The 13718-nt window shown below is 43.6% G+C and carries 13 protein-coding genes and 2 pseudogenes; 6 read left to right on the plus strand and 9 right to left on the minus strand.

Translation table 11 applies throughout. From position 1 onward, the window contains the following. Nucleotides 1-286: 286 nt before the first annotated feature. Nucleotides 287-826 carry a type IV secretion protein Rhs gene (locus G5574_RS16315; protein WP_164482897.1) on the plus strand — a complete coding sequence of 180 codons (540 nt, stop codon included), beginning with the start codon at nucleotides 287-289 and terminating at the stop codon, nucleotides 824-826. Nucleotides 827-831: 5 nt separating this feature from the next. Beyond that, on the plus strand, nucleotides 832-1209 hold the full coding sequence (locus G5574_RS16320; protein WP_164482898.1) for a putative T6SS immunity periplasmic lipoprotein: 378 nt from the start codon (nucleotides 832-834) through the stop codon (nucleotides 1207-1209). A gap of 789 nt (nucleotides 1210-1998) precedes the next feature. Here the strand turns inward: G5574_RS16320 and G5574_RS16325 are convergent. Beyond that, nucleotides 1999-2796 carry a phosphotransferase family protein gene (locus G5574_RS16325; RefSeq protein ID WP_164482899.1) on the minus strand — a complete coding sequence of 266 codons (798 nt, stop codon included), beginning with the start codon at nucleotides 2794-2796 and terminating at the stop codon, nucleotides 1999-2001. A 76-nt stretch (nucleotides 2797-2872) separates the two neighbouring features. Then, nucleotides 2873-3199 carry a SymE family type I addiction module toxin gene (locus G5574_RS16330; RefSeq protein ID WP_164482900.1) on the minus strand — a complete coding sequence of 109 codons (327 nt, stop codon included), beginning with the start codon at nucleotides 3197-3199 and terminating at the stop codon, nucleotides 2873-2875. 970 nt (nucleotides 3200-4169) lie between these two features. Here G5574_RS16330 and G5574_RS16335 point away from each other — a divergent pair. Beyond that, complete coding sequence (locus G5574_RS16335; protein ID WP_164482901.1) at nucleotides 4170-4484, plus strand: hypothetical protein; 315 nt, start codon at nucleotides 4170-4172, stop codon at nucleotides 4482-4484. On the opposite strand, the pseudogene G5574_RS24040 reads toward G5574_RS16335, so the two are convergent. Then, a pseudogene (locus tag G5574_RS24040) lies at nucleotides 4472-4618 on the minus strand (DUF4225 domain-containing protein); the annotation flags it as partial. The gene G5574_RS16335 and the pseudogene G5574_RS24040 overlap by 13 nt on opposite strands. A gap of 10 nt (nucleotides 4619-4628) precedes the next feature. Here G5574_RS24040 and G5574_RS23735 point away from each other — a divergent pair. Next, nucleotides 4629-4733 (plus strand): annotated as a pseudogene (locus tag G5574_RS23735) (sugar kinase); the annotation flags it as partial. Between the two features lie 670 nt (nucleotides 4734-5403). After that, complete coding sequence (locus tag G5574_RS16340; RefSeq protein ID WP_033740132.1) at nucleotides 5404-5787, plus strand: hypothetical protein; 384 nt, start codon at nucleotides 5404-5406, stop codon at nucleotides 5785-5787. Nucleotides 5788-5855: 68 nt separating this feature from the next. Here the strand turns inward: G5574_RS16340 and G5574_RS16345 are convergent, their stop codons facing one another. From G5574_RS16345 to G5574_RS16365, 5 genes are all read right to left on the minus strand, one after another. Next, nucleotides 5856-7121 (minus strand): MFS transporter, encoded by a 1266-nt coding sequence (locus G5574_RS16345; protein WP_164482902.1) that lies wholly within the window; start codon nucleotides 7119-7121, stop codon nucleotides 5856-5858. 147 nt (nucleotides 7122-7268) lie between these two features. Then, nucleotides 7269-7790, minus strand: a complete 522-nt coding sequence (locus G5574_RS16350; RefSeq protein WP_050504889.1) for a DUF2938 family protein — start codon at nucleotides 7788-7790, stop codon at nucleotides 7269-7271. Continuing rightward, nucleotides 7783-8661, minus strand: coding sequence for a DMT family transporter (locus tag G5574_RS16355; RefSeq protein ID WP_164482903.1), 879 nt, complete (start codon nucleotides 8659-8661; stop codon nucleotides 7783-7785). The genes G5574_RS16350 and G5574_RS16355 overlap by 8 nt, the downstream gene beginning before the upstream one ends. Before the next feature lie 19 nt (nucleotides 8662-8680). Then, complete coding sequence (locus G5574_RS16360; RefSeq protein ID WP_164482904.1) at nucleotides 8681-9118, minus strand: cupin domain-containing protein; 438 nt, start codon at nucleotides 9116-9118, stop codon at nucleotides 8681-8683. 18 nt (nucleotides 9119-9136) lie between these two features. Beyond that, entirely contained in the window at nucleotides 9137-10981 is a 1845-nt protein-coding gene (locus G5574_RS16365; RefSeq protein ID WP_164482905.1) for a thiamine pyrophosphate-binding protein, read from the minus strand. A 282-nt stretch (nucleotides 10982-11263) separates the two neighbouring features. On the opposite strand from G5574_RS16365, the gene G5574_RS16370 reads away from it, so the two are divergent. Further along, a complete protein-coding gene (locus tag G5574_RS16370; protein ID WP_033740138.1) occupies nucleotides 11264-12127 on the plus strand; it encodes a LysR family transcriptional regulator in 864 nt (287 codons plus the stop codon). A 373-nt stretch (nucleotides 12128-12500) separates the two neighbouring features. On the opposite strand, the gene G5574_RS16375 is transcribed toward G5574_RS16370, so the two are convergent. Beyond that, the gene (locus G5574_RS16375; RefSeq protein ID WP_050504892.1) at nucleotides 12501-13712 is read right to left on the minus strand and encodes a DUF6421 family protein; all 1212 of its coding nucleotides are present in this window, start codon (nucleotides 13710-13712) and stop codon (nucleotides 12501-12503) included. Between the last annotated feature and the right edge of the window lie 6 nt (nucleotides 13713-13718).

The following is a 13718-nucleotide window of genomic DNA, read 5'->3' on the forward strand; positions in this document are numbered from 1 at the left end:
ATATCTGACAAAAAAATATGAATTTATGATAAAAATGTGGGAAAGCTGACCTGATCCTGATTATTAATACACCATGATGTTAGTCATTTTTATCACGGCTACGGGCATAGCCCAAAAACCTTTTGATTATTTAAAGCAGTAGAATCGTCACAAAAAACTGATGTAATGTATGTTAGTTTTCGACACAACATCATAGATGTTACTAGAAATCAAGCCAAATCCCAAGCATGATCGAGAGCCAACAACTCGCTATGAACGTTGGGCAGGTGCATAAGGAGGATTGATTATGAGCACTCAAGCTGAAGAAGGAACACAACGCCGTATGACGTTAGGTGAGATTGCAATGGCTCGCCGGATTTTTGGTGATTCCATCGCCTATAATCGCGTCTGGATTCATTGTGACAGCTATTTACCCTTTGGTTTGCAGAAGCAAAACTATGCCATGACGCCAAATGGAGAGCTGTGGTACAGAAAACCAATGTATAAAGAGGATTTCTCTTCAAACGCTGTTTTTATTGAAGATAAATACGTTTTTATCCATGAGCTTGGACATGTCTGGCAGCATCAAAACGGGCAGTGGGTCAGACTGCGAGGCGCTTTTAGTTGGGCCGCTGACTATGCCTATAAACTTGATAAAAATAAGCTCACTGATTACTCTCTTGAACAACAGGCATCCATTTTAGCTGATTACTGGTTGTTACTGGTATATGGCCCTGATAAATGGCGCTATTATCAAAGACAAGGGCGAATGGGGATGTATAGGGGAAACGACAGGATTCAGGATGTATCGTCGCTTTATCAGAAAATCGTTACGGGAAAAGGATGATAACCATGAAGGGTAAAATTTTATTGGCTTCAGTATTTATTTTAACCGGATGTCCTGGTCCGGGTGACAGGATGACTGAGCGAGAATCAACCTCAGCGATTATCAAAGATAATCAAGTTTGTGTAGTGTCGCCACTGAAATCAGATGAAAGGATTACTGCTATTCAAATAAACGGCGATAAAGACGATACGCTTCATAAAGTTTTTGACGATAAACCTGTTTATGTAGCTAAAGGGGAATGCCTTCCACTATTTGGATTTACATTTTCACCGGGTGAAAGATATTCAATCGCTTATGACGTCATGAATCAGAAATCACAATCGCATTTGGTAACGGCTGAGTTTTCAACTCAAATCGACAAAGGCGTCATTAAGATCTTTTAACACGATGATCTTACAAGCGCGCATATGCGTATAAGACCATAGGCACCTTTGTACAAATCGATATCGATAAAGTATGTGCCTAAATGGGCTATGCAAGGCGCGGAGTCGAGAGTGGTATCAGTTGAGAAACTGGTTACGTTCCCGACTGCGACTGATAGTAGCACTAAACTAAGTGTTGAAGACGAAGCCATCAAAGCCATTTCTTTTGTTCGTTACATCAGATATTTATGAGTCGTAAGGGCTAAGGTTCTGCCTGTACCTTGATTTTCGGGCAACAAACTGATGTTATCTTTATTGCATCGCTGGTTTTTCAGTATGCAGGTTGGATAGGAGAAGGATGCCTTTTTTGAAAATTTTAACTTTATACTGAAATGAAAATATTTATTGTTTTAATTATACTGCTTGCTAATATCGGCTTCGTCTTGTCTATCCTTCTCTACGCATTAAACAGAAGGAAATATTATGAGCTTATTAAGCTTTTCCGGAAAAAGCATGTACTTCCTGCGCCGTATCTTTACAGCAGTATGATCGGCTTCTTTGGTGCTGTCACGATGGCATATTTCTTTATCAGACTTAAAAGAAATAAAAGTATATTTTTCTTGGATAAAAACAGCGAGGCATATCAGTTTGTTGATGAGAGTAATGTCGAATTGATGCGATGGATGATTCCTTTCTTTAATATTTTTTTATTAAGCTTTGGATGTTTTGTGTTCCTGATTTCTTTTGGCGGTGTACTGAGCTTAATCGATAAGTTCACAGTTTGACTTAAAGTATAATATTTTAAGGACTCTAATATTTTTTGCCTGTTCTCAATGATGCCAACCACTCAGGCAACACCTCCCCGTACCATCCCAAATACTTCGCCAGTTCCGGCTTTCCCCGCTCACTCAATATCAGCACCACCTCATTCACAATCCACGCTTTAGCAAGGGCGATCTCTTTCGCCAGCACATCCGCATTAAACCTGCTATTCAACTGACAATAGCGTCGCGCTATGGCCCGATAGTCTTCTTCTCCTCCCATCCCTTTGATCAAAGGCGCTAAATCTATCGCCGGGCTACCCAGGCCAAAGCGTTCCCAGTCGAAAAGCACCAGTTCGCCATTTTCTCTCTTTCCCCAGTTACCTGCATTGGTATCACCGGAGATCACGCAATGCGGTTCAAAAAGCACATTGCTGTGCTTCTGTATTGCCCAAAATTGCCGTTCCGCCTGAAAAGGCAGGCGAAGCAGATCGAGGCAGCTTTCCAGTGCTGCCTCGTCCCACTGATGTGTGCTGAACGTCCATGAGGGATCAGGCGGTACAGAATGTAATCGTGCAAGAACGGACAGGAATGTATTGTCCGTAACAGCGTCTTGTTGGATGGGTTCAGGAATATATTCGAGTATGAGCTTTCGTTGTTCGTAGCAGGCTGATTTCACAACGGGCGTCAGAATGCCATGCTGAGCCAGAAGGGGAGCGGCATCGCAGTAGAAAGCATATTCCACCTCGCTTACCGGCGCTTTTTCAATGGCGCAGGGCTTACCATCTTTATCCGCAAGGCGTTTTACGCGTGCAATGCCCATCTTCGCTAAATTGGCCTCGGTCATAGTAACTCTGCATTTAGTCTAAGCGTAACAAATCCAGCCTGCTCCCACCTCCGCAGGAGCAAGCCCCCTCAACCTCTTACCACTCAGTCAACCCAATCGCCTTCATCACCCGCTTCCTCTGCTGCACGGACAGCGAAGCCAGATCCTTAATCGATCCCACCCGCGTCCCGTTTATCACGTCCCTGGGTTTGAAGCTGATAATAATCTGGCACCAGGTAACCTTCACATCCAGTTGCACACCAATCGGAAAACCCGCTTCTTTTAGCCAGCAGCCCTTCAGGGTGATCGCTGGAACGCGGCGATAATTTGGAGTGCGGGTCACATAACCCACGGTCGCATAGCGCTGGGTATAGTTTGATGCTTTAGGTTCAGTGTGGCCTGAAATACAATCGAAGGCAGTCATGATTACTATTCCTGTTAATAGTGATTGTGATCAGCGATGCGGATGTGGGGCAACACATCCGTATCGCGCTAAATGACTGGAATATTTAAACAGGCAGGAGAAAACGCAGCGAGAGTGAAAATAGCAAACTGCGAAAGCGTACGCAGAAATTTCACGCAAATCGCAACGTAATCCATCATTTTTAGTGGCAGATCTAAATTCTGATAGTGGCGAAAAGAAGGGGGAAATACCCGACCATTTCACGCGTCCTCAGCGTCAATCCGCTATTCTGTGGCCCTTGCCTAAACCGCCTCCGGGACTTTCACCGCGTCACCAAACCCTGACTCCGAAATCCTTCATCAGCCACTCGCACTCTCCTGGGAGCTCCATAACAATTTCCACATTGGCACCGTCAACGCCTTTAGCCATCCACAGGATCAGCAGCTTCTGCTTGTGAAGCGTAATCTGATGGCCGAGCCGTTCGTGACCGTTGCCTCACCGCAATACTTACTGATGCCAGCTTGCTGACCGGCAGCAACAACTGGGCTTATGAGATCACTAACGAATGTCACTTTTTCAACATTCCCAAATCGCTTGCGGTCTGTGACCGTACGCCGTTACGAAAATCGGTGCTTTCAGGGGCTGGGATTGCCTGCATGCCGGAGTATGTTGTCCAGGGTGATATCTGCAGTGAAAAACGCATCTGCCTTTTTAAATAGATGAAATCATCGAAATGGCTATTAAACCTCTATTATCCAGCCCGCAGCCAAATAGCTGAAGTCAGATGGACAGCAAGAGCGGTACACTCTTCGCCTGATATTGAAATCCTTTCGAATAATCCTGTAATTACGCAGAATGCTTTGCAACTATGAAGTCTGTTGATGATTACGAAGATGCAGTAAGGCTCCGTTATTACTTTATCCCCCTGTGTCGCCGTGCTCTTAATAATCTGGTATACAGACCCGTAACGTTCTTAACGTCAGGATAAAAATTGAAAGTCAGCGAAGAAACCCTTATGCAGGCCGGTTTCACGTTACGTGAGCTGGGTAGAATAAAAAACATGTCACAACGCTCTGGCGATACACTGGGCGAAGCTATTAACGACCTGGCCCGACGCTTTATTATTGCTGCTGTTGCCGTGACATTTTGCCTGGTCGTGTTCTTTATCCTGCTTGTTTTTGGCTCAGCCCAATCGGTTATCCCGGGTGCTATCGGTCTGGCCTGTGGCGCTGCCGTTGCAGCATTCTCTCAGCCGCCTGTTATCACTTACAAAGCCTGGCGTTTCAGACGCGCTCAGCGCGGTTGATCGCTGTTTTTACTGTCGTGAAGCAGTTCTAAAATGACCCTGGCCTTCACCCCGTAGTTCACGATCTTCATTGTCAGTTGTGACCTGTCCATCGTGTCTATTTTCCGGAAGTAGTCTGTCGGTAGCCATCGAAATTTATGCAACGCCACTGACTGTTTCGGCGCGACCTTTGTTAGCCTGTTTCTGACGGATACATCGCCGCAGAAGGCTCTGAGATGGGCAAATACCAGCGGTTCGCTGGCAATGAGTTAGCGTGGTCCAATGAAAGGTACGTCGACGCAGGCCCAGATCAGGCAGGTTTTGAGGAAGACAGGCTAAAATTAAGCTTACGATTAACGTCGAGGCTTTTATGCATCGCCAGCGTTCTGCGTTTTAAAGAAGATAATATTGTCGTTGTGTTATAAAATTGAAGTTCCTGAAAAATAATAAATAATAAATAATAATATGCATTCTTTTCTGTCATTGAGTTTAACGCTGGCGTTTATCATTTTGCTGATTAAGTATTTCTTTCTGCCACTGTTCAAACGAGACGATTTCTTTGCTGTTAAAGGTGAGTTGAAGAAGATTTCTATTGATACACCGCTGCTTAAACGTCTTGGGATGAACACGGAGGATTACTATTACGAGGCAAATTTCCTCTACCAAAAGCGTAAGGAAGACATCTTTAATAAAAAATCTCGCTGGGCCAACTTATTCAGGTGAGACCGACCGGAACGCAGATTAGCAATCGTCGTGTCTGGCAGCTTCGTTATCGCACAGGTGCCTCGCAGACAGAAAAAACAGTCAGTATCCTGAATAACTACTCGCTATTTAATCAGGACTTTGCCGGTTTTCTTTCAGCCGTTCGGGCAGCCAATCCCGAGGCTGAAGTAAAAAATGATAATCTGGGGCATATAAACCTTTGGAGGCCGGTGCTGAAATGAGTCCTGAACTGGAGGAAGTCATCGCATTTGTTCGTGACTATGCGGGATGGAAGTCTAAAGTCGTCAATGAAAATACATTGTTGGAACGAGACCTTCATCTTGCCGGTATGGATGGCGTCGATTTTTTAGAGGCAGCCGAAACGTTTTTTGCCGTCAGCTTCGATATCGAAGATGACGATTTTCGTACACTGTTTGATTTGAAAGAAAACGAATACCTGTTCAGCAGTGAAGGACTCGATTTATTGGGCATTGGCTACTTTTTTGAATGGCTGCGGGGAAAACCGCATTCTGTCGTTAAAGATCTCTCTGTTGGTCAGCTTCACCAGGTTCTGGTGAAGCTACGCAGCAAAAATTCGCGAGATGTCCGTCGTGACATCTGAAGCAATGTGTCACTCTGGGCACGGATAAGTGTTTCCTAAGCGCGGTCAGAACCAGTCAGTAAACCTCATCACGTCACGTTATTTAGTCGTGCTTTTTCCATCTTTATCCCAAACACCGCGATACTCAGTAGCAAACAGATAACCGCACCAACGCCGAACAGCAAATTAACGGCCAGGTCCAGGCTGGCATGATCCACCACCGCGCCTAACAGCACGGGCACCCAGTTAGCGATATAGGCAATCACGTAAAACAATGAAATCAGTTTTGCGTGACTGGCGGTAGGGGAGAGCATATTCACCAGAGTTGCACTTCCTACAAAGATCGCGCCATAGGAATAGCCGGCGACGATCAATCCTGTACATGCCCAGACCAGAGAGTGGTGGCCAATCGCCCAGGTAAAAAGCACGATGGATATGGCCTGCGTAAGGCAGCCAGCAGCAAGAGACGTGCGGGCGCGAATCCGGCGGCTCAGAATCTGACTGATACCAGCCACCACTAAATAAACCGCAATCACATAGCCATAAACGCCCTGGCTATGAATGCCAAGCAGATGCTCGGACACGGCCGGACCAATCGACAAGATACTGGCGGCAAACGCCCAGCTCATAAACAGCGCGCCGGCACAGAGGAAAAACCGCACGCCTGTCGCTTTCAGTCCGGCTTTCAGTGTCGCCTCCACTGAGGTGGCAGGTGAAGAGGTGGCGACCGAGGGTTGGTCGTGACGCTCAGCTGGCCAACTGAAACGTAACCCGATAAGGGCGATAGCGGCCGTCAGCATGATCAGCAGAAACGGTAACGTCTGACTGTGGAAACCTGTCTGAATCGCCACGCCGCTAAAAACCGGCCCCAGCGCCAGACCTGTGGTGAAAGAGAGCGTAGCGAGCAGGGCCGCCACTTTACCGCCATCTTTGGGACCAAACCGCACCAGGGCGATATTCGCTGCGCCGGTTAATGCCCCCGTTCCCACACCCGCGATCAGGCGTGCCATAAACAGACAGGCAAACGAATCGGCGAGAGAAAACAGCAGGGCACCGGCAAAGACAGCCAGCAGTGCGGGCATCATCAGGCTGCGCAGATCGGCGACCTTCCCGGCAAGATTTCCCACGCTAAATAACGCAATCAAAACGCCCGCCGCATAGGCGCCGTAGATAACTGTCAGGCTGACGGCGGTTAAGCCCAACTGCTGTTGATAGAGAGGGTAAAGCGGCGTTGGCGCACTGCTGTTTAATAAGGCGGCGATCAAAGCCAGTGCAAGAAAGAATAAAATGCTCTTTGTGGAAACAGACTTTTTTTTGTCTGTCGAACGGCTATTGATGGTTAACACTTCTGACATGTTTATTTCCTGAGCTGTAGATAATTCAGCTCTGCTTAGCAAGCGCTAATGTCACAGAGCAGTAAACAGATGGATAATAGTGTCTGCTTATTGCTTGTAATAGAGACAATAATGCATCACAAGTCTTCATTTATGCAGCTTGATGATTTATACAGAATGTGTTTTGTTAAGCAGGATGCGGGTAATGAAGATACAACTTGCTAATAATGCCAAGCCATAAACAAAATGATTGATGAGAGCCGCTATTAACAATTCATAATTGCCACTTTTCATTCCCCACAAACCCAACCCTACAGAAGGATAGATAAAAACTAAGGTTATCAATGAGCATATCAACCCATAAACAGCCGTTTTGAAAACTGACAGGTTAGAAATAAAATTTGTCTTAAAAAATAGCCAGCAATAAGGAAAGGCTAATGCAATGCCTGCAAAGTAATGGAAAAAATAACCTATTAGTAATCCGTTTTTATTTGTTGCGATTTCACTGGGGTGAGAAAAAATAAAATCACCTTCCATCCATTGTGACAGCATGTTGCCAATGAAATAGATATTTAGTGCTGGTATAAGATGGATTGTTGATGTGATTTTGTTTATTAAATCCATACTAATTGTGGAGGTTACGCCACTTAAAAAAGTTAGAAAAATAATTTTCTTGAATGTTTTATGCATTTTTTTCTTCCATTGATGTTAAATTTATTTTCGAAGGCGAACGTTTTTTTATTGATGCCAGGATGCCGGATGCAACTATACATAACATACCACCTGCAGCGATTATGGATATTTTCTCTCCAAATAAATAATAGCCAATAAACGCTGTGAAAATAATAGTGCTATAGGAAATGACACTTACAGTGGTTGCTTCACCTAAAGTGTATGCGCGCGTCATCGCCAATTGACCAAGGGTACCAAATCCACCAACAGCGATAAGAGCAATAAGTTGTTTTAACGTTGGCAGGCTGATCTCAGACATCAGACACACACCGAGGCCAATAACTGCACCTGGCAATGAAAACCAGAACACGACTCTGAGGATTGGTTCACCGCTTAGGGTCAATTTACCTATGTTATAATAAGCGAGCGCAGTAAGCAGGCCCGATAAAATTCCAGCTACAATGAAAATATGGCTGCTAACGGGATAATTAGGATTTAACAAAATGACCACACCCAAAAAGCCTAGTAAAATCGATGCCAGTATGCGACTGGATGATCTTCCTTTTTGGGTAGACACCATGATTATTCCTTGAAAAATGGGGTTTGTATAACTCAGCGTTGTAGCCATAGCTACAGGTAGATGCATAAGAGAATAAAAGCCACAATACATCGCGCTATTACCTAATGAAGCACGTTTCAAATGTAATAATGGCTCATTAGGTCTAAAAGTGATGCCTTTGTAAAACATCATTACAGATACGGTAAGCATATTAATAAAACAGCGAAAGAAAATTATCTCAAAAAAACTCACCTCTATTGATAACGATTTTATTGTTGCGTTCATTAGTGAAAAATAAATACAAGCGAGTAGCATCCATAAGACAGCCATGATCGTATTCTATCTCCTATTAATTAGGATTTTTATTGTTTGTGGTTTCAGTCGTAAGTGGTGTGTTTTTTGAACAGGCAAAGAAGACTAACATGCCCGCTCCCTGGCTACCAGAAATCCCCTGATGAACCGAGTTCACTGTGTCGCTAAAAGTATCTCCTTCAGGGAAGGTGATTTTTTTCTCTGCGTTCTTCATTGTGAGGGTTACGCTTCCATGCGTCATATAGACCGTACTTATGCATTTATGGTAATGCCATGGAAGAACATGTACAGGCGGAATTTCAACTTTTAAAACTGTAATTTCTGGTGTGCCATTAGGATAGGCATGATAAATATTTCCATCCCATGAGCGCTCGGTCTGTAGTAAGATTTTTTTTTCAACTCTCGTCTTTGCAATTACAGTATTCATGAAAAATATAGTGGTTAACGCGATTATTAATTTATTCCATTTAAGCATAATCATTCCCTGAGTATCTTATTTGTGAGGTATTAAAGAAAAACTCTGCGCAGCAATTCGTGCCTCATAAGCCGTTACGCTTTGTGAGTAGTAGTGATTCGGTGTTGTGTGATTACCGACAACGATTTCGATCAGGAAAGGCCCGGAATGTTGATTTGCTGCGTCGACGGCTGTGTTTAATTCTTCCAGTCGTGTAACGCGGGTGGCTTCAACACCAAGGCTTGTCGCAAAGCCTACCCAATCATGGGCTGGAAGATGGGTAAAGTCTGCAGAAACGCCACGTTGATGTAATGTATCAATGTGCATAGCGCCGTGGGCTTGGTTGTTCAGGACTACGAAAAGCGTTTTAACACCGTAACGGGCTGCGGTTTGAATTTCTATGCCGTGCATCAGCATGCATCCATCACCAGTTACCACCATACACGGTCGTTCTGGTTGGGCCAGTTTAATGCCGATACCCGCACAGATAGCCCAGCCCATGGGGGCAAGCTCACTGGAAGTATGATAATCACCGATGCCAGCAGCGGACCAGTAATGGGCCATAAAGATTCTATGCGCACCAGAATCAACAACAACGTTAGTATTCTCGGGCAAGATATTACGTAAGTAGCGAACAACATCACCAGCAAACAAGCGGTTATCTTTTTCATCCTTTGCTGTAAAAATCGATGTTTTAGAGATGGTTAACGGTAATCTATGAATATCAGATATCCAGCGTAAACGTTTCTGTTTAGCCGCGAGCAAAGGTGTTCTTCTCGGTATCTTGATATTGAAGAGGTAATCTAAGGTTTTACTAAGATTTGAGAATATTTGAATATCAGGTTGGTAGTGTAAGCAGTTCTTTTCGAAATCATCGTCAATGAATATTAGTGTCTTATTACTGTGAAGTTCTGGGCACCAATTGAGGCTGTCTCGCTGTGTTAAATCACTACCGAGAACAATCAAAACATCAACACTGGTATCATTAATAGTTGTTATTGCGCGAGTATGGCCGGCGAAACCGTATAAGCCAAGGGCTAAAGAGTGTTTTTCAGGGAAGGCACCTTTACCTGAAAGGGTAGTCGCTACCGGAATAGAAAATTTCTCGGCTACGCCTTTCAACAGTTTAGCATCATGATAATTATTAACACCGTTACCTGCTAAAATAGCAACATTGAAATCATTACAAAGATAATCATGAATAAGCATATCCATTGCTGATGTATCAATCGCTAAACCATGTTTTATACTATTTGTCTTTATCGAGTTGTCTTGTTGAGATTTCTTTTGAATGTTTACTGGCAAGTTTAAATAGGCACGCCCTTTTCTATGAGGGTTAAGTAGATCGAAGGTACGCCGTAATTCGTGGTTAAACACAGAAGGTGTTTTTATTTCAATAGCACTATTAAGTAAAGGTTTGACGACGGATATTTCATCAAGTCCACCATTACTGCCATCTTGAAAGGCTCCCTGAGCTTCATGGTAAGTAGCTACACCGCCTGTGATGTAGAGCACGGGTATTCGGTCAGCTCGGGCAGCTGCCATCGCTGGTATAAAATTCATTGTGCCAGGCCCGGAAATTCCCAAACAAACGCCAAAATTCCGATTACCTCTTGCATAACCGTCAGCCATGAATCCGCAGGCGGTTTCATGTGCCCCCATAATTCCGATGATTGATGATTTTTCCAGTGCTTTGATGATGGGATAAATCAATTTACCAGGTACTAAGAAAATGTGACTTATTTGTTTATTGTATAATTGATTAATAAGATCTTCAGCAAAATTCAAAGCAATTTCTGCTTCGCTAATATTATTTTCAACAACTTTATCGGAGTTAAACGCCGGGTAGATGGTTACGAAACTATCATCTTCAAACAATTTCATTATCTAAATCCATTAGAATAAAAGTAAAGATAATCAGAACTGATCGGGCAATAAAATGTGCGTTAGATGGAGGCCACTACAGGATAAAACACAGCGAGGCTATATCCAAAAAACGGCCCATCATAGTCACAATTTGAAATTTTAAAAGTTGCATTAATGCTTCACAATAATGCAAAAATACTTATGATTGCATAGTGGTTTTTATGATATGGCTGATGGCGTTCGATAGTTTTTTAGCCAGTTTGAAGACACACGTTTAGCTAAAATAACATGGAGTAGTGGATGAACTGGGATGATGTCCGTTTTTTCCTTGCACTGGCAAGGCATAAAACGTTGCGCGGGGCTTCGAAATCGTTAAATGTTGATCAGGCAACGGTAGGACGACGTATCGCTGCTTTTGAAAGCGCGCTCGGTTCCCGGTTGTTTATCCGCACGCCCCGTGCCTTTACGCTAAGTGAGTTTGGCGAACAGGTGATGGCAGAAGCCAGTGCCATGGAAAGCGCCATGCAGGTAATGCGTCGCAAAGCGGCCTGCGGCGATAACCTCCCTGCAGGTAACGTTCGCATTGCCACCACCGACACGCTCGCCTCGGCGTTTGTCATGCCTGCCATTGAACGTCTGCGTGAAGACTATCCGGATATCACCGTAACCTTGCTGACCGGACTGGAATTCGCCGATATCTCCTACCGCAGCGCAGATATCGCCATTCGTGGGGCACGGCCAGATTCTGAGGAGTTGATCGTCAAACGTCTGGCGACCATTCAGATGGGGCTTTACGTCAGCCAGCGTTATTTCGACAGACTCGGTGAACCGAATGAAGATAGTGGATTAACCGACCATCAATTGGTGATGTTTCCGGCAGAGCTTGTGCCGCGTCATCGACAAAACCTGTGTGGATTTGCCGTAAACAGCCAACAGGTGGTGCTGGAATGCAATACGCAACTGCTTATGGAAGCCGCCATTAAACGCGGGATTGGCATTGGCTTACTCTCGACGTTTTTGGCTGAGCGCGATCCGCAATTAATCCCGCTCTTTCCCGACAAACGCGACCCGGTTGATATCTGGCTGGTGCTCCATCCGGATTTGCAAAAGGTCGCGCGCATCAGGGCGGTGATTACGGCGCTTGAGCAGTGTTTTGCTGCGTAAGCAGTATAAGGGTAAATTTGCAGTCTATCTCATAAAGTAAATGTTTAAATTCTTCTTAAACAGGTATTTATCTATAAGGAAAATAGACGTGTGATCGCTTTATAGTAATTGCCTTTTTGGATAGAACCCAAAGAAAAGCTGACGAATCGGTAAACCTCGCAGGGAAAGAGTACCGAGTCGTCATGTTATTAAATTAATCAATAAAATATACGCGATATAACAGGGCTGATTATAAAAAACTAAAGAAAACTCTGGGTTATGGTTTTAATCAAAGGTAATAACTTTATGGTTCTCAGCTGGAAATATTGTTTTTCTATTAAATTGTTATATCGCATCAACAACCGTAAGCAAAGTACGTAAACCCATCAGTAGCTTATTGGAAGTGCAACTCGGGTATTTTTATTCCCATATTTCTACTGTGAACGGTATAATCCTCTGGGATGTTATATTTCTCCCCGTCAACTCCAGGGGTGAGTATATTTTTGACATAATATTCTACCGCCTTTTTAAAAGCTGCGTCATCCTCAATAATTTCAAGCTCTTCAATCTCGTTAACAAGAATATGTATACCTTTAAGGCATTCATTTAGATTGAGAGCGGGCTTATCAGGAGCAGCGTCATATGAGAAAGAAAAGTTATTTCTTTTTAACCAGGTAAATAAAAAGACACCTGTTGCTGAATCAAAGTTTCGCGTTGCATCATGCTGGGCCGGGTACCTTGCCAGTCTTTCGAAAAGGATAAACTCAGTGATTTCTTGCCACCATGGATACTTTCTCTCTTGTAAAGTCATAATTGTCTTGCAGTCAACTTTTATTTCTTCGAGAATACCAGCCCAGAAGTTCATTTTAACGTGTATGTTTCTGTCAAAAGGCCGGGTGCCGCAATGATGATAATAATCATGAAGATATCCCCATACTGTGCGAGCGGCATAGCAGCTTTCTTCATCAATCTCTTTAGAATAGATTTCTTTCAAATTGAAAATATTTTCAGCTCTACATATTGTATCTTGAGTGTAGATTTTGTGAAACTTGTCGAAAAAAAATAAAGCAAAAGATTGGTCAGTTATTTTTTCCTTTGTCTTAACATTTTCAGGAAAAAAAACTAAGCAGCGTCCAGTTGAAAAACCATAACTAGATGAAAGTAGGCATACAGTTTGGCTTACATTTTTTGGGTGCGGGATTTCGGCTTCAATTTCCTTAACAACCGCAGGTTCTTTACGCTGTACCAAAAAACATTCTAACCAGTATCCCTTTTGATGGCCGCTGTTGGGTGTGGTAATTGCTGCCAGGCAGAAAGTCGTCTCACCATCTTTGGGAACTACAAAGTTAGCAAGAGAGTTATCAAAAAAAGGCTCTTTATTAAGGCCTCGTTTTTTCCAGTCATTGAGGTCAGCAATAAGATGTGTTGCATAATTATCTTGAGAGAGATCTTTAAGTATATTGCCCGAAATAGATATAATCTCGTCTAATAATTTCTCAGCTCGGGTAAGTTCATTAATGACTGCGCCAGTATTGCACTGATAGCGTTGAAACTCATTAATCATTGGGACGAGTTTAGAGGAAACTTTATTTTTAATATCTGTCATAATATT

It is taken from the genome of Pantoea stewartii, from assembly GCF_011044475.1.
GTDB lineage: Bacteria > Pseudomonadota > Gammaproteobacteria > Enterobacterales > Enterobacteriaceae > Pantoea > Pantoea stewartii.

Excerpts from the sequence above, each read along its gene's own strand:
- G5574_RS16315 (WP_164482897.1), top strand. The coding sequence starts at position 287 with ATGAGCACTCAAGCTGAAGAAGGAACACAACGCCGTATGACGTTAGGT.
- G5574_RS16320 (WP_164482898.1), top strand. The coding sequence starts at position 832 with ATGAAGGGTAAAATTTTATTGGCTTCAGTATTTATTTTAACCGGATGT.
- G5574_RS16325 (WP_164482899.1), bottom strand. The coding sequence starts at position 2,796 with ATGACCGAGGCCAATTTAGCGAAGATGGGCATTGCACGCGTAAAACGC.
- G5574_RS16330 (WP_164482900.1), bottom strand. The coding sequence starts at position 3,199 with ATGACTGCCTTCGATTGTATTTCAGGCCACACTGAACCTAAAGCATCA.
- G5574_RS16340 (WP_033740132.1), top strand. The coding sequence starts at position 5,404 with ATGAGTCCTGAACTGGAGGAAGTCATCGCATTTGTTCGTGACTATGCG.
- G5574_RS16345 (WP_164482902.1), bottom strand. The coding sequence starts at position 7,121 with ATGTCAGAAGTGTTAACCATCAATAGCCGTTCGACAGACAAAAAAAAG.
- G5574_RS16350 (WP_050504889.1), bottom strand. The coding sequence starts at position 7,790 with ATGCATAAAACATTCAAGAAAATTATTTTTCTAACTTTTTTAAGTGGC.
- G5574_RS16355 (WP_164482903.1), bottom strand. The coding sequence starts at position 8,661 with ATGGCTGTCTTATGGATGCTACTCGCTTGTATTTATTTTTCACTAATG.
- G5574_RS16360 (WP_164482904.1), bottom strand. The coding sequence starts at position 9,118 with ATGCTTAAATGGAATAAATTAATAATCGCGTTAACCACTATATTTTTC.
- G5574_RS16365 (WP_164482905.1), bottom strand. The coding sequence starts at position 10,981 with ATGAAATTGTTTGAAGATGATAGTTTCGTAACCATCTACCCGGCGTTT.
- G5574_RS16370 (WP_033740138.1), top strand. The coding sequence starts at position 11,264 with ATGAACTGGGATGATGTCCGTTTTTTCCTTGCACTGGCAAGGCATAAA.
- G5574_RS16375 (WP_050504892.1), bottom strand. The coding sequence starts at position 13,712 with ATGACAGATATTAAAAATAAAGTTTCCTCTAAACTCGTCCCAATGATT.